Below are 20,835 nucleotides of genomic sequence, written 5' to 3'. Positions count from 1 at the left end.
TCCAAAAATGGATAACCTTTAATCATACCATGAAACACTTTTGCAAGAGGTCTAATGCTTCACAGGATTTGTTGGCTAAAAATCTGCCATTTAGTTTAACGGTGGCGTTGGCTGGTGTTATGAACAATGTGATAGAGTATACGCAAATTATCAGGAACAACAAGCCTTTTATTGGATGTTTCATACTCCTTCTCCTGGCTATTTAATCCACAATTGAGATGGTTACGATTATAGGTTGTATAGGAGTCACAGAGATGTTTATTTTCCTTAAGAATTATTACTTGATTGGAGATTTTTTATAGTTTTTGAATTATCGGATTAAAAATAATAGTAGTCACAAGGTTATTTCAGTAGGATTCCCAGAGGAATAGAATATTATTATTTGTTCATTTATTACAAAATTGAGTTTATGTGTAATTTTTCTTACACATTCTTACGGAAAGAATTGTTAAAATATATGTATAAGAGAAAAAACGAAAAATAATATGAGTTTAAAACCAGGAATATCTTTACGAAAACTCGAATCCATACAAGGGGGAATGGCACAATTCTACACCCCACAATCCAGCGATGAAACAATGGTTGTGCAAGTTCCAAGTGGGACTATTGATGAGTTGTTTGTGCATCATTTTCAAACCGATCAATTATTAGTTGTTCGAGGCAGTTTTGTTTTAGTTGCACTCCATAATAAACAGTATCATTATATTCCCCTAAGCGAACACAATCCCCAAGTGATTACCATACCTCCAGGGGTTCCTCACGGAGCAATTAATTTGAGTTCAGAAAATTGTTTATTGGTCAATGCTGTATTACGTCATGGTGAGTCCCATCCTCTAGATTATAGACCGATGAAACCACCTTTTCCCTATGATTTTACCAAAATTCATACTATATTGGAAACGTTAGAGAAGCAGAAGGACAATAAAGTAATTGATTCAGTTCTATCGAAAGCTTAAATGTAGGCAGTTGGACAGGATAGTTAACCCATGAAAACTGGCTAATTAAAGTAGGGACAAGTTATTAATTGTTCCTACTTTTTATTAACTGAAAAGCTCAGATGTCCAGTTTCCGTGGAGTCCGTAGGGTATATGATGTTTCAGATGTAATGTGGCAATGGGTTCTTTTTCTAAGTTCTCCCCGTCCAAAATTACAATATCTGAGCGGTGTTTATTCCCGTCGTAAACCATTACTAAAACCCATCCTTGATCTTCATTGGTTGAATCAGGTTTAGGCACAAAAATTGGTTCTCCAACATAACCTTGTGGGGCAAAAGAATGTATCTGTTTTTTGCCTGTTAATAGGTCTAGTTTAAGGATAGCCTGTAAAGGAGCATTACATTGATCTTTATGAGCAGTTCCTATAAATAAGTAGCGATAGTTTCTACCTGCATTACTAGGGTTAATAGAAGGAAACTCGCAACAACGACTTTCTATCATTTCTTTTTCAACAGTTTCTTGATCTAAATCAATTTTAAACCGATATATTTGACCAGGATCTAGACTTTCAAAGTCTACTTCTCTATAATCTCCATCGGGTTGAATTTGGGGAAGAGAGTTATACGAAATAGAATCCAAATAAATACTATTTCCTTCTTCAAAAGCATTAACATGATGAAAAACAAACCCTGAATCTGCTTCTAAAATTTTTACTTTTTTATTACTTGGATCTCGGGGAATAATAATTAACTTACTAGGTTTTCCTGGATGAAAGTTAACACACTCTCCAGCACCTTTAAACCCTAAAAGGTAAGGCACAGGATTAAAGGTAACAGGGTTTTGTAACAAGAGACAATAGTTAGAGGTAATGGCAAAGTCATGGATAAAAGAAAATCCAGGAACAGCATGAGAATGACGACGTAATAAGTTACCATCTGGAGCAAATTCATAGATAGTAATCTTACTAGAAAGTCCTGGATTAATAGAATAATTAACTAAACAAGGTTGACCTTGATCTAATTCAGAACTAGGGTCAAAACGTGGGTGAGCTGCAATAGAATCACCTGGGTTTAATACACCGTCTAAATAGTCAATACCGATGGTTTCTAATGTACTTGGATCAAGTCTGTAAGGTTCAGCAACTTCCCAAAGTGCCAGTAACTTTTTGCCCCAATAAATAACATTAGTATTAGCAATGTTTTTGATTTTTATATCTAAAATATTGTTTAACCATCCCCCCGGTTTTTGGGTTCCGAATACCCCCCTATAAACCATTTTCCCTTCCTTCTGTTCTTGCACATAACCCTCTGTGCGAACGAAACGATTACGAAAATGAACTTTTCCGTTAGGTAAAAAAGAGATTGAACAAATCATCCCATCCCCATCAAAAGGATGTTGTACTGGTGTTCCTTGTACATCTAATAAACCTGGCCCGTTTCTAAATAAAGTTCCCTGTAATTCATCAGGTACTTTTCCTTCTATGTCCTCGATAAAATAATCGTATTCGTTAGGTTGAGACTGATACCCTTGTTTCCATTCTTGACGATTGTAGGATAAATTTTCTTCGTTTTTGTTAATTAATGCGGTCATAGGATTTTTGATTTCTAGAATAGTTTACTTTTTGTTGTGAATGACAAATTCAGGAATGACTTCGGGTATTATGTCATCATTAGAAACTGTACCTAAAGGATGTTTTTCGTAAGCTTCACCTGTATGATTTACATTTATCTCCTTCTCTTCCACTTGAGTCTGTGGATCGTTGTTCGGCAACCACTTTACCAAAGGTAGAGGTAATAAAGTTGATAAATTAGTAATAATCACCAGTAACCAAAGATTATTAAAGTTAGTTTCCGTAACTCCTAACCAATGGGTCAATAAAGCTCCTAATTCATGAGATAATAAATTCGCTAAATTAGTAATGGACATTAACAAAGCAAACAGAGTTGCTTCTATGCCTTTAGGACATAATCTAGCTGATAATACTAAAATTGGCAAAAAAGCAATTTGACCGGCAACGGTTAAGATTAAACTGTCTCCTAAACTAAACCAATGATCATCAATTCCTAATAGTCGATTGGTATGGGTAACTAATATTAATGTGGTCATACCCAAAACAGAAGAAACAACCACACTCCAACCCAAAATATTTCTAAAAGAAACATTTTTAAGAAACTTTTGATACACCAATACTCCTAACAAAGCAGCAACGCTAGTTACCAGACGAACTCGACCAAGAAATTCTGGTTCAAACCCTAATTCGTTGGTAGCAAAATAAAAGAAAGCTGAGTCACCATTAGGAGTAGCTTGCCAAAGAAAAAGAAACGCAGTTGGTAATAAAATAGACTTCTGTTTAATAGCTTGCCATACCTGCTTTATTTGTTGCTTAACTAAGGACTGATTTTGTTGAGAAATTAACTCATCTTTGCTAATAGGTTCCTCAGAAATAAACCAAGCAACTAAACAAACTATAAAAGGAAAAATAGCAGTAATTTCAAATACAGTTTCGTTGCTAAATTTTTCTAATAACCAACCACTTAAATAAGCCGTAATTAAGCCTCCAAAAGCTGACACTCCCCAAGTTAAGGATTGTAAAGATCCTGCTTGACTTAAAGACTCTTTTCTGGCTCTTTCTACTACCAAGGAGTCAACGATAACATCACTGATAGCGACAGAAATAGAAGTCAATAGAAGAGTGACAGTGGCTAACCAGGCACTATCCACTACTGTAGCCAACAATACCCAGGATAAACTGCCCAATAGTCCAGAAATCACCAGATAAGGACGACGACGATAGCTAAATATCGGTAAACCGTCCGAAATCAACCCAAAAATCGGTTTTACTACCCAAGGAATTGCCGCAATACCCGTCAACGCACCCATTTGTGCCGGGGTTAAACCTAAATCATCCTTGAGAAAGAAACTTACAGCTAAACGGGCTAAACCTAAGATTCCTTGAACAAAATAGACGCTCAGGATTGCAAATAATTCAGCACTAGGTTTATTGCCGAATAATACTGTTTGTGTAAATGTCTTTTTAATTTGTCTCAGGCCAGAAAACGTCGCACTCATGAAGATAGGTAAAGTTTTATAACTTTATCTATCATAGATCAGTTATTGGTTATTGCTTATCGGTTATCGATTAAGTTTATTTGTTACTGTTCACTGTTAATAAAGTCTGCTAAAATAACATTCTGCGCCCCTCAAAAAAACCGTGCGTTACTAGGTCAATGAATGACAACGCCTATGCTGAACCCTAATTTAGAAGCAATAGAACTCAATAAAGAAGAAATTGAACGATACTCGCGCCACATTATCTTGCCAGAAGTGGGGCTGGACGGTCAGAAACGCTTAAAAGCAGCCAGTGTTCTCTGTATCGGAACTGGTGGCTTAGGCTCTCCCCTCTTACTATACCTGGCAGCAGCTGGTATTGGACGCATTGGGATTGTTGATTTTGATATTGTTGACAGTTCTAACTTGCAACGTCAGATTATTCATGGAACTTCTTGGGTAAACAAGCCAAAGATAGAATCAGCAAAAAACCGTATTTTAGAAATAAACCCTGCTTGTCAGGTAGATTTATACGAAACCCGTCTTTCTGCTGAGAACGCTCTCAAAATTATGGAACCCTACGATGTGATCGTAGACGGAACCGATAATTTTCCCACTCGCTACCTCACCAACGATGCTTGCGTATTATTGAACAAACCCAACGTCTATGGGTCAATTTTCCGCTTTGAAGGTCAAGCAACCGTATTCAACTACGAAGGTGGTCCTAACTACCGCGACTTATACCCCGAACCTCCCCCACCTGGAATGGTTCCTTCCTGTGCAGAAGGGGGTGTTTTAGGGGTATTACCCGGTATTATCGGCACTATCCAAGCTACCGAAACCTTGAAAATTATTTTAGGGGCAAAAGATACCCTCAGTGGTCGTTTACTGCTCTACAATGCCTGGAATATGAGCTTTAGGGAGTTGAAACTGCGACCCAACCAAGAACGACCCGTAATCGAAAAATTAATTGATTATGAGCAGTTCTGCGGTATTCCTCAAGCGCAAGCAGCTGAAACCGAGGAAAAACTAGCCATCCCTGAAATGAGTGTTACGGATCTCAAAGAATTGATGGAACACGGTGCTGATGCTTTTGTATTAATTGATGTGCGTAATGTCAATGAGTACGAAATTGCTCGTATTCCTGGATCTATTCTAGTTCCTCTACCAGATATCGAACAGGGAACCGGAGTTGACAAAGTTAAGGAACTGGTTGGAGAACACCGCTTGATCGCTCATTGCAAGATGGGGGGACGATCAGCAAAAGCCCTAAAAATTCTTCAACAAGCAGGTATAGAAGGAACAAACGTTAAAGGAGGTATCACCGCTTGGAGTCAAGAGGTCGATCCTAACGTTCCTCAATACTAAGAGACATTAACTATTTTTCCGTAATCAACCTACTTTTTCTAAAGTAGGTTTTTCATTTACTACAACCAACGAGCCAATTTTTCCTGGGACTGAGCATCCAAACAGTTGAACAGCAAACGGCCACGACTACGTTTATTAGTCCGTTGTTTACGTTTAACCTGAGTACGAGAAGATTGGATATCTTTGGCCAAAACTTCTACAGACATCCACTCTGCACCGTAACCCATAGCCGTTAGATATTGATCCCGATCAGAAGTAGCTACAATAAGGCGATTGTAGTCTATTTCTTGACCACGAAAAAAGGTTGCACATACCTTTTCTATGTATGTGTCTGCTGTTTGCATCCAAGCCGTAAAAAAGATGGAGAGATGGCTAGAATGATGTTCAACAGAGGAAGGAGTCTTTTGGTACTGAGAATCAAAGACAACCTGAGTTCTGTATCCTTTGTGGACGGTGTAGTTGATGAGAGTCTCCACCAGTTCGTGCCTCGCTTGCTCTAAACCGTGGTGATCGCGGGTCGCTTTCAGAGGAGACCATGAACCAATGATATTATAACCGTCGACGAGTAATAAGGGAGTAGTGGAAGAAGACATTTTTCTCAGGGGTTATCATAAATTGTTAGGATTTTTGATCGGAACGTCCTCTAATCTTAACAAAAAATTTACGTTACAGGGGAGCGAAATATGATGGTCTCATGAAACTTCGGATTTTGCTATTTCTAAGAAAACCTCTACTATATAAGCAGAAAGCTTACATAATTACCTATTGACTGTTGTTATGGATACCATTATTAATACCATCACCTCACTCCCCCTAGATACCCTGATCACTGCTGGTTTGTATTTAGGATTAAGTGGTCTTTATCTTTTAATCATGCCTGGATTTGTTTATTTTTATCTCAATAGCCGTTGGTACGTAGCGAGTTCCTTCGAGCGAGCTTTTATGTACTTCTTAATGTTCTTTTTCTTCCCTGGTGTGCTTCTCCTTAGCCCTTTCTTGAACTTTCGTCCCAAACGCCGTCAAGTTTAACCCTCGAGTCGGGTTACAATAATTTAGTCAACATTCCATAAACCATCGTGAGAAGAATTGATGTCATCACCATTAGTCTAGCTGTCTTTTTTGGAGGAGGTCTTTTATACCTCGTATTCCAAGCCATTGGCCTCGATGGTTTATCGGCAGGGGTTTGGAGTCAAGCGTTATTAGTCGTGGTTGTTTTAGCTTGGACTTCAAGCTACCTTTTTCGGGTAGCTAACAAAGACATGACCTACAACCAACAGATCAAAGACTATGAAGACGCTGTACTGCAAAAGCGTCTCGAGGAAATGACCCCGGAAGAACTCCGAAAATTACAAGAAGAAATCGAGAAAGAACAATAAATCTTAAGGATTACAAACTCTGCATCTATTCAGGGTAAATTGAGAAATGGTAATCTAGCTCTAGTTGACCCCCATGACATCGGTTTCTGGTTGTTTTCAGTCCCTCCGTGATCGCCAACAATGCGCCCTTATTCCTTTCATTACTGCAGGTGATCCCGATCTCGATACCACGGCAAAAGCGTTACGGGTTCTAGATGAGTCTGGAGCAGATCTCATCGAGTTGGGTGTTCCCTATTCTGACCCCTTGGCCGACGGACCGGTTATTCAAGCAGCCGCAACTCGCGCTTTAGAGCGAGGAGTAAAACTAGATGATGTGTTAGAGATTGTTACAGAGGTGCAACCCGACATTAAGGCACCTATTATATTATTTTCCTACTATAACCCTATTTTTTATCGAGGGGTCGAAGTCTTTTTAGAACAAATTAAAACTGCTGGTGTACAAGGGTTAGTGGTTCCTGACTTGCCTCTAGAAGAAGCTGAAACCTTACTCGAACCCGCCGCTAGGATAGGGGTTGAAGTAACTCTGCTGGTTGCTCCTACCAGTCCTATAGAACGAATACAAGCGATCGCTAACCGCTCTCAAGGCTTTATTTATTTGGTTAGTGTCACAGGAGTAACTGGTGTGAGAACCCAAGTAGCTACCGGAGTCGAAGAATTGTTGCAAAATCTTCGTCTTACCACCGATAAGCCCATTGGGGTCGGATTTGGCATTTCGGAGCCTGAACACGCCCTACAGGTCAAAAATTGGGGGTCTGATGCGGTCATTGTCGGTAGTGCTTTTGTGAAACGGTTGGCACAAGGAACCCCAGAAGAAGGACTAAAGGCATTAGGAACATTTTGTCAAAGTCTTAAACAAGCTATTCGGTGATTAATATTTGACAATTAATTGACAAGATTATCTTGTAGAAGAGTTAGAAAATATCAATCAAGATGCTGTTTTTATTGTTACCGAGAAAGCAGTATTTAATCAGCCTAACTTCGGTGTTAGGAGTTGATTTTAAGTTGTTTCGTCAAATTGAAGATCGCTATGATAAAAGCTAAGAAGTATCTTCAAAAAAATGGTCGCACATTCAAACTATCTATTCCCAATTATTCAGAATCAAAAAACAGGGTACATTGATTCAGAAGGAAAAACTATAATCGAACCTTGTTTTGATTTAGCTGGCAATTTTTCAGAAGGTTTAGCACCAGTTAAAAATAGTGGTTGTTGGAATTATATTGACTTCAAAGGTCAATATGTATTCAAAAGCTTACCCAATTTAAAATTTGTCTGTGATTTTTCAGAAGGGTTAGCAGCAGTAAATGAAAATAATTTATGGGGTTATATTAATCAATTAGGAGAAATAATATAGTATTGGGACTAATAATATATTATTAGATAATGGCAGTCCAGTACAGCATCTTGGTAAGTTTGTCCGTGTAGAATTGATCAATTAAATTTAGAAAAAGGAAAAGGAATTTATTATGGCTACTCATGTTTATGCTTTACTCAACCATCAATTGCAACGTCATAATTTAGTTGATTTACAACAACGTTTGAATAATTATTCAATAGCTTCTAGAGTGATTCCTCTGCCAGTCCCTCAATATTTTTATCCTGAATCAATAGGCAATGGTCATTTAGTATTACCTAAAGATTGGCTCAGGTTAAGCGCAGACAATGAACTGTATGTAAAAATGAGAACTCAGGATGAACTAACTGATTTGTCAATTGTTAATGGCTTAGGTCTAGAGATAGATATTTACAAATACTTAATGATAGTGATGCGTCATGCTGGTGAAAAATGGACTGAATTTATTTTAGACCCAATTAGAAGGCTTTCTTTGAGAAAAGATGTTCAGGCTTTAGCAGACTTTGTGGGGACTAATCAGGTAATTTATTTACCTGGTAGTGGACTACCAGAATTAGAAACCTATACTCTTAGTCAATTGGTTTCTGAGTTAGAACACCAGAAATACCAGGAGATTTCGGTAAAATCAATAGTAAAGCAAGTTCAATCCTATCAACAAGTCTATCAAGAATTACCAGAGTTTTATTGTATTGATAAATTTGATCATTTAATTACTTCTACACAGTTACAAAGTCTTGCAAATTTACAGCTTGCTATTCTTATTTTAGGGCTAGATCCAGATGAAGTTGATTATTATAGAAATAAATTACTGGTTAGAAAAGACTTAATCGAGCAGTTGGAAATATCAGTAGCCTGTTATAGTCAATCAGTTATAAATGTAACTAGCCATATGTTTGATGAATTAACACAAGAACAAGGTTCGCTAATCAATTTATTATCTGAAGAGTTTGAAAAATACCTGAATTGCCAACCTTTTAGTTTGTTAAACTACTGGAAAGAATTCTCACTTCAAGAACTAGCTGAAAAAGCCTTAAAAGCTTTTGCTTGGGATTGTTTAGATATTAGTGATTGGATTGATGAACAGCTAGAAAAAAATAATGACAACACCTAAGCTAAACATGATAACTATTAGTGGTTACTCCTAGATTTGATTCAGCGAAAGATTTTTCAGAAGGTTTAGCTGCGGTTAGAATTGGCTCTCAAGTCGGTTATATAGATTCAAAAGGAGAATGTATGATTCCTTTACGGTTTCAAGCTGCAGGGAATTTTTCAGAAGGTTTAGCAACAGTAAATGAAAATAATTTATGGGGTTATATTAATAAATTAGGAGAAATAGTGGTTACTCCTCGATTTGATTCAGCGAGAGATTTTTCAGAAGGTTTAGCTGTAGTTAGAATTGGCTCTAAAGTTGGTTATATAGATTCAACAGGAGAATTAGTGATTCCTTTACAGTTTCAAGATGCCGGGGATTTTTCAGAAGGTTTAGCTAAAATTAAAAGCAATAATAAATGGAGTTACATTAATCATATTGGGGAAATTATTATTGCACCACAATTTAGCAAGGTAGATGATTTCAAAGAAAATTTAGCACCCGTAAGAAAGTGGAACATTTGGGGTTATGTTAATAGATCTGGCAAAATAGTAATTCCTTTTCAATATAACGAAGTAAACAAGTTTACAGGAAGATTAGCAAGAGTTAATTTTAATTTTCATTGGGTATATATTAATCAAACTGGGGAAATAATTGCCAGTGACAAACTTGATTATCGGATTAATCTTACTTTCTTTCCTTTAAATTGGTTAAATATGGGGAACAAAATTCTATACAAGTCCGAAGTTATATTCGGGATTATGGCTTTTATCTTATACAAATGTGTGATAATTCCTTGGTCTTATGTTGTTGAAAAAGTCAAAGTCCCTTTCCGTGACTAATTTTCCCTACTCTTCTATCTCTCTTCACACTCTTCCACAAGCTTCGTGATCCTGACTGAGCAAAATTACCTCCTGTTATGGTTGAAAGATTTAAGAAATTTGTTATTATATTAAGAAGTGTAAATGTTATATTCATCAGTATTGACTTAAAGCTTAACTTAGTCGCACAAGGAAATGGAAGCATTTAAAGGCGTCAAGCTTGTCTAACTCTGAAAACATTATCAACATTGCTTTACAAAACTTAATCAAGTTTTGCAAAATCCTTAATTTTTCATCCCCATCACTATGAATACATCGATACTTAGTTTAATCTTCAAACCCAACGTTACCCCCAACATTGCTTCTCAAAGTGCCTTGGCTATTTTTCGCCTAGTAGTTGGTTTAATGATGATCCACAACGGACTCGATAAACTCGGCAACATCGAAAGTTTTGCAGAAGCTTATGTGTCTTACATTGGACTTCCTTTTCCCATTTTCTTTAGCTATGTAGCTGCCTTTACAGAATTAATTGGCGCACCTTTAGTTGCCATCGGTTTATTCACTCGTCCTGCTGCTTTAGGACTTTTCTCAACCATGCTTGTTGCTATGTATCATCATATTCTAGTTGCAGGTTTAAGTGTTGCTTACCTCGAACTTTCTGCCATCTATGCAGCCTGTTTCCTTTTCATATTAGTCAACGGTGCCGGTTTATTCTCTATAGATGCTTTAATCTTGAACTTATTCGATAATGAAGCTTTAGATCATAAGGCAAAGCAAGTCATGTCTTTGGAAAAATCCTATCAAGCTTCCAAAAGTCAAAAAGCGCAAAAAGTGAGTTAGAACTCTGTTTAAATTCCACACTAAAAGTCCGCTCAAAGGCGGGCTTTTTTATAGGTTTTCATAACAGTTTTAATCAAATCACTAATGTTATCCCTAAAATTCTTTACGCAGGAGTTAACTGTCGTTAACCCCTACATTGTTAGTATTTCCAGTCGAACTTACATTGTTAAAGATTGAACATCATTTTCTAACAAGTTAGCAAACTCCTGTAAAAAAGCAGCTGCATCGGAACCATAAATGACACGGTGATCGCAGGTAATATTGACCGCCATTTGATGTTTAACACCGAATAAACCATCATCAGTAGCTACTACTTGGGGACTCGATGCACCGATCGCCAAAATAGATCCTTGTCCGGGGGGCAAAATCGCATCAAAACGGTCTACTCCAAACATTCCTAAGTTGGATAAGGTGAATGTGCCGCTATTGTACTCTTCTGGTTGCAACTGTTTGGATCGCGCTCTAGCTACCAAATCTTTCCAAGTACGAGACAGGGAATAAATATCAATTTTGTCGGCATTTTGTAATACAGGAGTAATCAAACCACCATCCGGCATAGCAACGGCGATGGCAACATTGATGGATTGAGGATAACGGATACCTTGTTCGCTGTAATTGGCGTTAACCAGAGGATGCTTTACTAAGGTAACAGCTACTGCTTTCGCTAACAACGCCGTCTTTGTCACCCCTTTGGATTTCAATTTTTTGTACAGTTGATCCAACTCATCGGTGGTGATGGTATAACCCACATGAAACGTGGGGACTTGTAGGGTAGCCATCATGTTTTGTACCACCGCTTTTTGGAGGGTGTTTAAAGGAACCGTCTCTCCTGCGGTTATAGGGGTATGAGTTGGCGGTGCGGTTGCCACTGGAGGAGGAGAAATAGGTGCAGGGGATGAAGTTGGAATAGCCGGGGGGGTGGGGGTTTTGCCGGCGGCCTTTTCGATATCATCTGCCACAATCCTACCGTAAGGGCCACTGCCTTCGACAGTATTGAGGGCAATGCCTAATTGTTTGGCTAATTTTTTAGCCCGAGGGGAGGCAACAATACGACTGCTTTTGCCATTGCTTGAAGCGGGTGGCGCAATTGTAGCTGTAGCCGTTGCTGATGGGGTTGTGGCTGCAACGACTTCCTCTTTTTGAGGTGGGGTAGGGTCGGGAGATTTTTGAGGGCTAGAAGGGGCTTTTTGTTGGGCTTGGGCAATTTCTGCTTCTGTTTCTGCGATCAAAGCGATCGCATCGCCCACTGGTGCTTCTTGACCTGCTTCCACTAAAATAGTGGCTAAATAGCCATCGTAGAAGGATTCTACATCCATATCTGCTTTATCCGACTCTACAACAACAACTGTTTCTCCTTTGGCCACTTTATCCCCTGGAGATTTCACCCAAGAGACAATTTTTCCCTCGGTCATGGTAGAACTCAATGCTGGCATGAAAATATCATGAATCATGAAGCGACCTTCCCAAATATACTGTATAAATCTTTAGTGATGGAATTGCTAATCATTGCAATGGCAATTCATCTTAAGCGTTTTCACCGTCTTATATTGTACCTGAAAAGGGTCTTCTTCAGTGTTGAAGATAATTGTGGGAAGTTAAATTTAAGATTATGGTTGTCCAAATAATGCAAAATTTTTTTAGTTTTTCTCTATCAGTAGCAAAAAGTTTAGTATTAGGAAAGAATTAGAAATTTATCAAAAAAATTGACTATTGTGTTTGCTACACAACCTAAGAAAATAACTCAAAATTAACCCTTAATTAAAGACATCTTAAACGACTTTTGAGAAGTCATTAAACTATTCAGTAAAGTTAATGAATGTTTAAAAAAATAAACATATTGCCCACCATTGTACGTAGTATAGTTTTGAAAGTGAGGGAATATTGCCATAGAAAGTTTCCAATAAGTTAACGATAACTCAGCCGATCCAAACCCTGATGATTCTGTACTAGAGTTTAACTTTGATGCAGATAAGCCTTCAGGAATCTCTTTGCCTCGGTTAAGCCCTATCGTGGCTACCATTGACTTTGCCCCAACTAATGGTGCTGATGCTGTTATTGTAACTGCTAGAATCAACAGTATCACTGTTCATGCAGCAGAATTTATCGACCCCAATAATAGTCCTCCCCAACCTACGACTTTAGCAGTAGGAGAGGAACAGCCTGAATTTACCACCCTAGCATTGGGAGAAGAAGGACCACCTAAACCTCCTCAACCTACTACCCTAGCAATAGGAGAAGAAGAGCCTCAATTTACCACTCAAGCATTAGGGGAAGAAGGACCACCTCAACCTCCTCAACCTACTACCCTAGCAATAGGAGAAGAAGGTGAACCTACTACTCGTGCATTAGGGGAAGAAGGACCACCTCAACCTCCTCAACCCACTACCCTGGCAGTAGGAGAAGAAGATCCTAGATTTACTACCCTCGCATTAGGAGAAGAAGGACCACCTCAACCTCCTCAACCCACTACCCTGGCAGTAGGAGAAGAAGATCCTAGATTTACTACCCTTGCATTAGGAGAAGAAGGTGAACCCTCTACTCGTGCAGCCGGAGAAGAAAATCAACCCACAACTCTTGCATTAGGGGAAGAACAACCTGAATTTACTACTTTAGCCATAGGAGAAGAAAGTTCTCCCTTTGGACGGTATTAATGGTTGATTTAGATCCAAGCAAAACCTTGGTGATAGCAGGTGGCCACTCAGATCCTAATTTGGGTCAATTGCTGGCCACTGCTCAACAAGCTGGTATTGTGGTGCAAGACCTTCGCCACGGTGTCAAAGATAGTCCTCCCCTGTCTTGGCAAGTTAATCAAGGTTCTCTCAAGGTCAATAATCAAGAAATCAAGCCTTATGGTGCGTTCATTCGTTATGATGTCTTTGCCGGGATGGAGGACTCTCGGCCACAAGTAGCAAAACGGGCTATGGGTTGGTATCAAACCCTGCAAGGATGGTTATTATCTGACCCGAAGATTAGACTATTTAACCGTCATCAATCTCCTGCAGGTGGCAATAAAGGCGCAACTTTGATACTAGCGCAACAATGCGGTTTAGCTATTCCTGAAACCCTAATTACCAACGAAGAAGCATCTTTACGACAGTATCCACAAGGAACAGCGATCGCAAAACCAGTTGCCGGAGGGGATTATTGTTATGGTTTAGAAGAACTTTTAAACGGGGTGGAGTTTCGTTAAGCGGTTGGATACCTTACAACTATCAAAAAAATTTTTTACAGCAACATCTAGATATTTTAGAAAGTCCTCAAGTTTTTTTATGGAAAGTAGCGGGGAAACAGTTAGGAGAGAGGTTAAGAAATCGAGTTATTGCCGATATTTCTGAAGAAGGGGAGCTTATTTTTCAAGCTAATGCTTCATTAACCCATGAAGAAAGACAAAAAATTGAAGGGTTTAGGGTTTATATCGCTGAATTATATTTGTAGTTTTCAGAAAAAAATACTTAACTCAGGTTAGTAATAGGTTGGGACGTGAACATCAAGAGTATCTCTGCAATGATACAGCAAGGAGTTGATTATGTTCTTGAGCCTTCTATGGGAGGATGTTATGATTAAGTTTAAAACGAAAGGACTTTAAAAAGCAGTAGTGTATACTATATTATTTTTTCACAAAGGGTAGCAATTTTTGTTACCCTTTTTATATAACTTTAAGCAATTTTTTTATGACTATTGGAATTTGGATTTTAGGAAATCAACTTCATTCAGAACAAGCTGCTTTACTAAGTCGCAAAAATAACAAACAAGAAACTCCCGTTATTTTTATCGAGTCTTTGAATTATGTTCGCAAAAGACCCTATCATCAGCAAAAATTAGTATTAGTTTTCTCTGCTATGCGTCATTTTGCTGAGGAGTTAAGTTCAGAAGGATGGTCTGTTACATACAAAATAAGCGAAAATTTTGAACAAGCTTTAAATTCTTGGATTCGAGCTAATCAAATTACGGAATTAAGACTTGTGACTCCTTATGATCGCCCTTTTTTAACTTTTATTCAGAGTCTTAATTTAGATAGTAACATCAAGTTAATTCCTAATAATCATTTTCTTTGGAGTCACCAGGAATTTAAACAATGGACTGATTCACGAAAACGCTTATTATTAGAAGATTTTTACCGAGAAGGACGAAAAAGATTCAATATTTTAATGGAAGGAGATCAACCTATTGGGGGACAGTGGAATTTTGATAAACAAAACCGTAAACCCCCTAAAAAAAGTTTAACTCCTCCTACTCCTTTGGGGTTTGAACCAGATCAAATTACCCAACAGGTGATTAATGATCTTAAATCCTCTCAAATACCAACTTACGGTCAAATTGAACCCTTTAAATGGGGGATTAATCGTTCCCAAGCTTTACAAGTATTGGAGTGTTTTATAGAGAATAATTTAGATAATTTTGGTGCTTATCAAGATGCTATGGTCACAGGAGAATATACAATGTGGCATAGTTTAATTTCCCCTTATATTAACCTTGGTTTACTCACTCCTTTAGAAGTTATTGAATCTATCGAAAAGGCTTATCATGAGTTTGATTATCCTTTGAATAGTGTAGAAGGTTTAATCAGACAAATCTTAGGATGGCGAGAATATATGTATGGAATTTATCAATTAATGGATGATGACTACTCGCAGAAAAATTGGTTTAATCACCAAGAAAAATTACCAGAATTTTACTGGGATAGTTCACAAACCGATATGAATTGTTTAAAACAAAGTTTACGACAAGTTGAAGAAACAGGTTATGGTCATCACATTCAAAGATTGATGGTTTTGGGTAATTTTGCTTTAATTGTTGGAGTGTCTCCCCAAGCAGTTAACGATTGGTTTCACAGTGCTTTTATTGATGCTTACGATTGGGTTATGGTTCCCAATGTGATTGGAATGGGACAGTTTGCTGATGGGGGAATATTGGCATCGAAACCCTATGCCGCCTCTGCTAATTATATTAATAAAATGAGTGATTACTGTAAAAGTTGCGTTTACAAAAGAACTCAAAGAACCGGAGACAAAGCTTGTCCCTTTAACTTCTTTTATTGGGACTTCTTATCGCGCCATCAACAGCAATTGAAAGGTTTAGGTAGAATGAATCTTATCTTAGCTAATCTCAAAAAAATGGACTCAGAAGAGTTAAAAGCTATACAGTCTCAAGCGCAACACTGGAGAGAAAGCCAATAAGCAGTGACTACCGAACGTTACTTAACCTAATTCTGTGATAGCGTTGAACCGTGTTAACTGCAATTTGTAATATTTGTTACTATATGCTCTTGAAATAGAGTATTTTTATTAATTTTCCCAGATTTCTCAACAGAACAATTATAATGACGAAAAACAACATGGTGTGAAGAGAAATCTATGGCCGTTCAATTAAAACAAGCCCTCAGTGTAGGGACTTATATCATAAGCCAGCGTTTCAAAGGTCGTGAGCGTTTTCCTTTGGTATTGATGCTAGAACCGCTATTTCGGTGCAACTTAGCCTGTTCTGGATGCGGAAAAATCCAACATCCTACGGATGTTTTGGCTCGTAATTTAACCCCAGAAGAATGCTTCAGAGCTGCTGAAGAATGCGGCGCGCCGGTGGTATCTATACCTGGTGGTGAACCCTTGCTACACCCTCAAATTGACGAAATCGTTAAAGGTTTAGTAGAAAGGAAAAAATTTGTTTATCTTTGTACTAACGCCATCCTCTTAGAAAAGAGTTTGCATAAGTTTGAACCTTCCCCTTATTTCTGTTTCAGTGTGCATTTAGATGGTTTGAGAGAACATCATGATAAATGTGTCGATCGTGAAGGGGTATTCGATAAAGCGATCACAGGGATTAAAGCAGCAAAAGCCAAAGGGTTTAGAGTAACAACAAATACCACTGTTTTTGAAGGAACCGATCCTGAAGAAATGCAGGAATTTTTTGATTTCTTGGATAGCTTGGGAACCGACGGGATGATGATTTCTCCTGGATATAGTTATGAGTGGGCCCCAGATCAAGAAAGCTTCTTGAAGCGGGAACAAACTAAAGCTTTATTCCAGAAAATTTTAAAACCTTGGAAACTTGGTAAAAAGAAATGGAACTTTAATCATAATCCTCTATTTTTAGATTTTCTAGTAGGGGATAAAGACTATGAATGTACCCCTTGGGGAAGTCCTAGTTACAGCGTTTTGGGTTGGCAAAAACCCTGTTATCTTCTCAACGAAGGACATTATAAAACCTTCGATGAATTGATGGAAAAAACCCAATGGGAAGATTATGGTCAAGCTAGTGGTAATCCTAAATGTGCAGACTGTATGGTACATTGTGGCTATGAACCCTCGGCAGCAGTTGATGCTATGAACCCTGCTAATATGGGACGTGCTTTAGGAAGTGTTATCGGTGCTTAATTGCATCTAACTCACATCTTGCACCTTCGATAAAACTGGCTAGTTTGTAAGCGTTCAGCTATCAGCCATCAGCCGAAAAATATCAATCCCTATCATCTACTGTGAGTAAGGTCAAACGAATGCTGAACGCTGACTGCTAACTGCTTACTAATTTAAGTTTTTCTATATTGGTGCAAGATATCAGTCTAAACTTTGAGGGAATGGAAACTAAAAGTAAGTTATTCATTCCCTATTGTCTATTTTTTTATATAATAAAGTAAGAACAGTAAAATTATGCTTTAATCAATAATAAAATAGGGTTAAAATAATGATTTCCTTATCAAAAACGGTGTTAAAAGAAATTTATGAAAAAGATTATTATTTATGGCTAGTTCAAACCCTAGAATTAGTGAAAAACAGAAATGCTAATGAATTAGACTGGGAGCATTTAACAGAGGAAATAGAAGCATTGGGAAATGAGCAGAGACGAAAAGTTAAAAGTTATCTGAGACAATTATTAATTCATTTATTATTATATCGCTATTGGGAAACGGAAAAAACCTATTCTGGTAGAGGTTGGTTAGAAGAAATTAGTAATTTTCGTTATGAACTGCAACTATTATTAGAATCAGGTACTCTGTATAATTATTTCTTAAAAAACCTTGATGAAGTGTATATAAAAGCTCGAAAGAGAGCAATCCAAAAAACAAAATTATCTCCTTCTGTGTTTCCTGAAAAATGCCCTTTTAACCTAGAAGAGATTCTTAAAGACGATTAAATTACAAAAAGATTGAAGGTATTAGGCTAAACTAATTATACTAGCTTCCAGTTAAACTTAAATTGTCAAAGGCTTATCTGTTATGACTACCATACCCATTTTAGCCTTAACTCTTGAGGAATTTCTCAAAAAAACTAATATTGATGAATCTCCTGCATGGGAATATATTAATGGTGAAGTAATACAAAAGCCTATGCCCAAAACTCATCATAGTAGATTACAATTAAAGTTAGCCAGTGCCATAAAGTTAGTTGCTGAAGCGAGTCAAGTGGCTCTTGCTTTTCCCGAATTACGTTGTACCTTTGGTGGTCGTTCCCTGGTTGCTGATATTGCGGTTGTGTATTGGGACAAAATACCTTTAAATGATGCAGGAGAACCAGAAAATAGTGGTATTTTTTTCCCACCTGACTGGGCAATAGAAATTCTTTCCCCTAATAAAAAATTAACTAAAGTAATTGATAATATTATACACTGTTTACAATATGGTAGTCAGTTAGCTTGGTTGATTGATCCCGATGAAAAATCAATTATTGTTTTTCAACCTCAACAAACCCCTAGAATTTATAAAGCTGCTCTCTCTAATGACGAAACACCTCAAGAAACTTTACCTGTCTTGGATAAAATAGAATTAAATTTAACAGCTAATAAAATTTTTAGTTGGTTACAAATGAAGATTAAATAGTTAATTATGATTGATTACGACACAATTATTGCTACAGAATTATCATTAAGAAAACAACAAGTTAACCAGTCTCTTGAATTATTAATTGAAGGTGCAACCATACCGTTTATTGCTCGTTATCGCAAGGAAAAAACTGGATCGCTAGATGAAACTCAATTAAGAGATATTTGGGAACGTTACAATTACTTAAGCGAGTTAGAGAAGCGAAAAAAGACCATTTTAGAAGCAATTGAAAATCAAGATAAATTAACCAATGAATTACAGAAAAAAATAGAATCTTGTTTATCAAAGACAGAATTAGAAGACTTATACTTACCCTATAAACCTAAAAGAAGAACTAAAGCAACTGCTGCCAGAGAAAAAGGATTAGAGGGTTTAGCTAAGTTAATAAAATCTCTCAATCATCCTACAGCTAAACCTCAATCATTAGAAGCAATAGCAGGAGATTATATCTCAGTAGAAAAAGGAGTTCATAACATCGAAGAAGCTTTACAAGGTGCATCAGATATTTTAGCCGAAGAAGTAGCAGAAAAAGCTAATTTAAGAGCTTATTTACGCAACTATTTAGTCAAAGAAAGTGTGTTTATTTCAACCATTAAAAAAGATTACCCGGAAGGCAGTACAAAATATGAAATGTACCGTAACTTCCAGGCAAATGTGACTAAAATTGCTTCCCATAATGTTCTAGCTTTGTTTAGAGGAGAAGCAGAAAAAATTATTTCTCTTGATGTCGATTTTGATGAAAATTTTGTCCTTTCTTATTTAGAATCTCAAGAAATAGAAACAAAGAATAAACCTATAAAATCGCTTTATAAATCCATACTCAAAGATGCTTTTAATCGTCTTCTTAAACCTTCATTATTGAGAGAAATTAGAGCAGATATAAAAAAATGGGCAGATCTAGAATCAATTAAAACTTTTGAAATTAACTTAAGAGAATTACTCCTATCTTCCCCCGCAGGAATGCAACCAACTTTAGCTATTGATCCAGGGTTTCGTACCGGTTGCAAAGTCGCTGTTTTATCAGAAACAGGACAATTCTTAGAATATCAAGCTATCTTTCCTCATACTGGAGAAAGTAAACAGAAAGAAGCAAAAAACACCTTAAAAAATTTAATCACAAAATATAATATAAGGTTGATTGCTATTGGTAATGGAACCGCTTCTCGGGAAACAGATCAATTTGTAGGAGAGGTAATTAAAACATTAGAAAATAAACCAATAAAAGTTATTGTAAACGAGTCAGGTGCATCTATTTATTCAGCAAGTGATGTTGCAAGGGAGGAGTTTCCAGACTTAGATATTACTGTTAGAGGTGCTATCAGTATTGGGAGAAGATTACAAGATCCCCTAGCAGAATTAGTGAAAATTGATCCTAAATCTATTGGAGTTGGACAATATCAACACGATGTAGATCAAAAACTATTAAAAAAGAATCTAGAGGAAACAGTAGAAAGTTGTGTTAATTATGTCGGAGTCGATATCAACACTGCATCCAAACAACTATTAACCTTTGTCTCAGGAATTACACCCACTATTGCTAATAATATAGTTAATTATAGGAATAAAAACGGCAAATTTAATAATAGAAAAGAACTCCTAAAAGTTGCTAAACTAGGACCAAAAGCGTTTGAACAAGCGGCAGGTTTTTTAAGAATTAGAGTAGGAAACAACCCTTTAGATAATACTGCAGTTCATCCTGAAAGTTATTCAGTAGTAGAAACGATTATCAAACAATTAGGGGTTTCTTTAGCAGATATTAATAACATCTCTTCTCGTTTAAAATCTTTGGATTTAAACAACTTTGTAACAGATACCATTGGGTTACCAACCTTAGAAGATGTTATTACCGAATTAGAAAAACCGGGACGAGATCCCAGAGAAGAATTTAAGTATGCAACTTTCAAAGAAGGGGTAACAGAAATTAGTGATTTAAGCGAAGGGATGATCTTAGAAGGAGTCATTACCAATGTAGTAAACTTTGGTGCATTTGTTGATATTGGGGTGCATCAAGACGGATTAATTCATATTTCTCAACTAGCTAATTATTTTGTAAGTGATCCCAAAGAAGTCGTAAAAGTTGGAGAGGTTGTTAAAGTCAAAGTATTAGAAATTGATGAGAAACTAAAACGTATTAGTTTATCTATAAAAGAAGTATAATTGATAATCCTTATCCTACTTTTTATTTAGAGATA

General features: G+C 37.1%; 22 protein-coding genes. 18 read left to right on the top strand and 4 right to left on the bottom strand.

The features are described 5' to 3' along the window. On the top strand, nucleotides 1-206 hold a 206-nt coding region (locus P9B04_RS08740), incomplete at its 5' end, for a hypothetical protein (protein ID WP_342054598.1). A 279-nt stretch (nucleotides 207-485) separates the two neighbouring features. Continuing rightward, nucleotides 486-956, top strand: coding sequence for a dTDP-4-dehydrorhamnose 3,5-epimerase (locus tag P9B04_RS08735; RefSeq protein WP_342054597.1), 471 nt, complete (start codon nucleotides 486-488; stop codon nucleotides 954-956). An 84-nt stretch (nucleotides 957-1,040) separates the two neighbouring features. On the opposite strand, the gene P9B04_RS08730 is transcribed toward P9B04_RS08735, so the two are convergent. Beyond that, nucleotides 1,041-2,525, bottom strand: a complete 1,485-nt coding sequence (locus P9B04_RS08730) for a carotenoid oxygenase family protein (protein ID WP_342054596.1) — start codon at nucleotides 2,523-2,525, stop codon at nucleotides 1,041-1,043. A 24-nt stretch (nucleotides 2,526-2,549) separates the two neighbouring features. After that, the gene (locus P9B04_RS08725; protein WP_342054595.1) at nucleotides 2,550-4,004 is read right to left on the bottom strand and encodes a folate/biopterin family MFS transporter; all 1,455 of its coding nucleotides are present in this window, start codon (nucleotides 4,002-4,004) and stop codon (nucleotides 2,550-2,552) included. A 174-nt stretch (nucleotides 4,005-4,178) separates the two neighbouring features. Between P9B04_RS08725 and moeB the strand changes: the two genes are divergently transcribed. Next, nucleotides 4,179-5,351 carry a molybdopterin-synthase adenylyltransferase MoeB gene (gene moeB, locus P9B04_RS08720; RefSeq protein WP_342054599.1) on the top strand — a complete coding sequence of 391 codons (1,173 nt, stop codon included), beginning with the start codon at nucleotides 4,179-4,181 and terminating at the stop codon, nucleotides 5,349-5,351. 59 nt (nucleotides 5,352-5,410) lie between these two features. Here the strand turns inward: moeB and P9B04_RS08715 are convergent, their stop codons facing one another. Then, nucleotides 5,411-5,944: an NYN domain-containing protein gene (locus tag P9B04_RS08715; RefSeq protein WP_342054594.1), complete on the bottom strand. Its 534-nt coding sequence runs from the start codon at nucleotides 5,942-5,944 to the stop codon at nucleotides 5,411-5,413. Between the two features lie 184 nt (nucleotides 5,945-6,128). On the opposite strand from P9B04_RS08715, the gene ndhL reads away from it, so the two are divergent. From ndhL to P9B04_RS08680, 7 genes are all read left to right on the top strand, one after another. Continuing rightward, nucleotides 6,129-6,380 (top strand): NAD(P)H-quinone oxidoreductase subunit L, encoded by a 252-nt coding sequence (ndhL, locus tag P9B04_RS08710; protein ID WP_342054593.1) that lies wholly within the window; start codon nucleotides 6,129-6,131, stop codon nucleotides 6,378-6,380. Nucleotides 6,381-6,427: 47 nt separating this feature from the next. Then, nucleotides 6,428-6,727 (top strand): DUF3007 family protein, encoded by a 300-nt coding sequence (locus tag P9B04_RS08705; RefSeq protein ID WP_342054592.1) that lies wholly within the window; start codon nucleotides 6,428-6,430, stop codon nucleotides 6,725-6,727. Between the two features lie 73 nt (nucleotides 6,728-6,800). Next, nucleotides 6,801-7,595 (top strand): tryptophan synthase subunit alpha, encoded by a 795-nt coding sequence (gene trpA, locus P9B04_RS08700; RefSeq protein ID WP_342054591.1) that lies wholly within the window; start codon nucleotides 6,801-6,803, stop codon nucleotides 7,593-7,595. Nucleotides 7,596-7,785: 190 nt separating this feature from the next. Beyond that, entirely contained in the window at nucleotides 7,786-8,079 is a 294-nt protein-coding gene (locus P9B04_RS08695) for a WG repeat-containing protein (RefSeq protein WP_342054590.1), read from the top strand. Nucleotides 8,080-8,227: 148 nt separating this feature from the next. Beyond that, nucleotides 8,228-9,190: a hypothetical protein gene (locus P9B04_RS08690; protein WP_342054589.1), complete on the top strand. Its 963-nt coding sequence runs from the start codon at nucleotides 8,228-8,230 to the stop codon at nucleotides 9,188-9,190. A 20-nt stretch (nucleotides 9,191-9,210) separates the two neighbouring features. Further along, a complete protein-coding gene (locus tag P9B04_RS08685) occupies nucleotides 9,211-10,011 on the top strand; it encodes a WG repeat-containing protein (protein WP_342054588.1) in 801 nt (266 codons plus the stop codon). A 285-nt stretch (nucleotides 10,012-10,296) separates the two neighbouring features. Next, the gene (locus P9B04_RS08680; RefSeq protein WP_342054587.1) at nucleotides 10,297-10,830 is read left to right on the top strand and encodes a DoxX family protein; all 534 of its coding nucleotides are present in this window, start codon (nucleotides 10,297-10,299) and stop codon (nucleotides 10,828-10,830) included. A gap of 158 nt (nucleotides 10,831-10,988) precedes the next feature. On the opposite strand, the gene P9B04_RS08675 is transcribed toward P9B04_RS08680, so the two are convergent. After that, on the bottom strand, nucleotides 10,989-12,281 hold the full coding sequence (locus tag P9B04_RS08675; RefSeq protein WP_342054586.1) for a dihydrolipoamide acetyltransferase family protein: 1,293 nt from the start codon (nucleotides 12,279-12,281) through the stop codon (nucleotides 10,989-10,991). Nucleotides 12,282-12,839: 558 nt separating this feature from the next. Here P9B04_RS08675 and P9B04_RS08670 point away from each other — a divergent pair. From P9B04_RS08670 to P9B04_RS08635, 8 genes are all read left to right on the top strand, one after another. Continuing rightward, nucleotides 12,840-13,481 carry a hypothetical protein gene (locus tag P9B04_RS08670; protein WP_342054585.1) on the top strand — a complete coding sequence of 214 codons (642 nt, stop codon included), beginning with the start codon at nucleotides 12,840-12,842 and terminating at the stop codon, nucleotides 13,479-13,481. Further along, nucleotides 13,481-14,020 (top strand): hypothetical protein, encoded by a 540-nt coding sequence (locus tag P9B04_RS08665; protein ID WP_342054584.1) that lies wholly within the window; start codon nucleotides 13,481-13,483, stop codon nucleotides 14,018-14,020. Before P9B04_RS08670 ends, P9B04_RS08665 begins: the two co-directional genes overlap by 1 nt. Then, complete coding sequence (locus P9B04_RS08660; RefSeq protein ID WP_342054583.1) at nucleotides 13,975-14,265, top strand: hypothetical protein; 291 nt, start codon at nucleotides 13,975-13,977, stop codon at nucleotides 14,263-14,265. Before P9B04_RS08665 ends, P9B04_RS08660 begins: the two co-directional genes overlap by 46 nt. Nucleotides 14,266-14,501: 236 nt before the next feature. Continuing rightward, nucleotides 14,502-16,007, top strand: a complete 1,506-nt coding sequence (locus P9B04_RS08655) for a cryptochrome/photolyase family protein (protein ID WP_342054582.1) — start codon at nucleotides 14,502-14,504, stop codon at nucleotides 16,005-16,007. Nucleotides 16,008-16,184: 177 nt separating this feature from the next. After that, a complete protein-coding gene (gene hpnH, locus P9B04_RS08650; protein WP_342054581.1) occupies nucleotides 16,185-17,201 on the top strand; it encodes an adenosyl-hopene transferase HpnH in 1,017 nt (338 codons plus the stop codon). Between the two features lie 307 nt (nucleotides 17,202-17,508). Beyond that, nucleotides 17,509-17,958 carry a DUF29 domain-containing protein gene (locus P9B04_RS08645; protein ID WP_342054580.1) on the top strand — a complete coding sequence of 150 codons (450 nt, stop codon included), beginning with the start codon at nucleotides 17,509-17,511 and terminating at the stop codon, nucleotides 17,956-17,958. An 82-nt stretch (nucleotides 17,959-18,040) separates the two neighbouring features. After that, nucleotides 18,041-18,640: a Uma2 family endonuclease gene (locus tag P9B04_RS08640; RefSeq protein ID WP_342054579.1), complete on the top strand. Its 600-nt coding sequence runs from the start codon at nucleotides 18,041-18,043 to the stop codon at nucleotides 18,638-18,640. A 6-nt stretch (nucleotides 18,641-18,646) separates the two neighbouring features. Continuing rightward, on the top strand, nucleotides 18,647-20,800 hold the full coding sequence (locus tag P9B04_RS08635; RefSeq protein ID WP_342054578.1) for a Tex family protein: 2,154 nt from the start codon (nucleotides 18,647-18,649) through the stop codon (nucleotides 20,798-20,800). Nucleotides 20,801-20,835: the final 35 nt, after the last annotated feature.

Source organism: Crocosphaera sp. Alani8, assembly GCF_038442745.1.
In the GTDB taxonomy this organism is placed as follows: Bacteria; Cyanobacteriota; Cyanobacteriia; order Cyanobacteriales; family Microcystaceae; genus Crocosphaera.
Note: the sequence above shows the minus strand (reverse complement) of the source record. Positions and strands in the feature narration are given on the sequence as shown.

Coding starts and splice junctions, on each gene's coding strand:
- trpA (WP_342054591.1), top strand. CDS start 6,801: ATGACATCGGTTTCTGGTTGTTTTCAGTCCCTCCGTGATCGCCAACAA.
- hpnH (WP_342054581.1), top strand. CDS start 16,185: ATGGCCGTTCAATTAAAACAAGCCCTCAGTGTAGGGACTTATATCATA.
- moeB (WP_342054599.1), top strand. CDS start 4,179: ATGCTGAACCCTAATTTAGAAGCAATAGAACTCAATAAAGAAGAAATT.
- P9B04_RS08680 (WP_342054587.1), top strand. CDS start 10,297: ATGAATACATCGATACTTAGTTTAATCTTCAAACCCAACGTTACCCCC.
- P9B04_RS08665 (WP_342054584.1), top strand. CDS start 13,481: ATGGTTGATTTAGATCCAAGCAAAACCTTGGTGATAGCAGGTGGCCAC.
- P9B04_RS08635 (WP_342054578.1), top strand. CDS start 18,647: ATGATTGATTACGACACAATTATTGCTACAGAATTATCATTAAGAAAA.
- P9B04_RS08655 (WP_342054582.1), top strand. CDS start 14,502: ATGACTATTGGAATTTGGATTTTAGGAAATCAACTTCATTCAGAACAA.
- P9B04_RS08735 (WP_342054597.1), top strand. CDS start 486: ATGAGTTTAAAACCAGGAATATCTTTACGAAAACTCGAATCCATACAA.
- P9B04_RS08640 (WP_342054579.1), top strand. CDS start 18,041: ATGACTACCATACCCATTTTAGCCTTAACTCTTGAGGAATTTCTCAAA.
- P9B04_RS08675 (WP_342054586.1), bottom strand. CDS start 12,281: ATGATTCATGATATTTTCATGCCAGCATTGAGTTCTACCATGACCGAG.
- P9B04_RS08695 (WP_342054590.1), top strand. CDS start 7,786: ATGGTCGCACATTCAAACTATCTATTCCCAATTATTCAGAATCAAAAA.
- P9B04_RS08645 (WP_342054580.1), top strand. CDS start 17,509: ATGATTTCCTTATCAAAAACGGTGTTAAAAGAAATTTATGAAAAAGAT.
- P9B04_RS08730 (WP_342054596.1), bottom strand. CDS start 2,525: ATGACCGCATTAATTAACAAAAACGAAGAAAATTTATCCTACAATCGT.
- P9B04_RS08715 (WP_342054594.1), bottom strand. CDS start 5,944: ATGTCTTCTTCCACTACTCCCTTATTACTCGTCGACGGTTATAATATC.
- ndhL (WP_342054593.1), top strand. CDS start 6,129: ATGGATACCATTATTAATACCATCACCTCACTCCCCCTAGATACCCTG.
- P9B04_RS08725 (WP_342054595.1), bottom strand. CDS start 4,004: ATGAGTGCGACGTTTTCTGGCCTGAGACAAATTAAAAAGACATTTACA.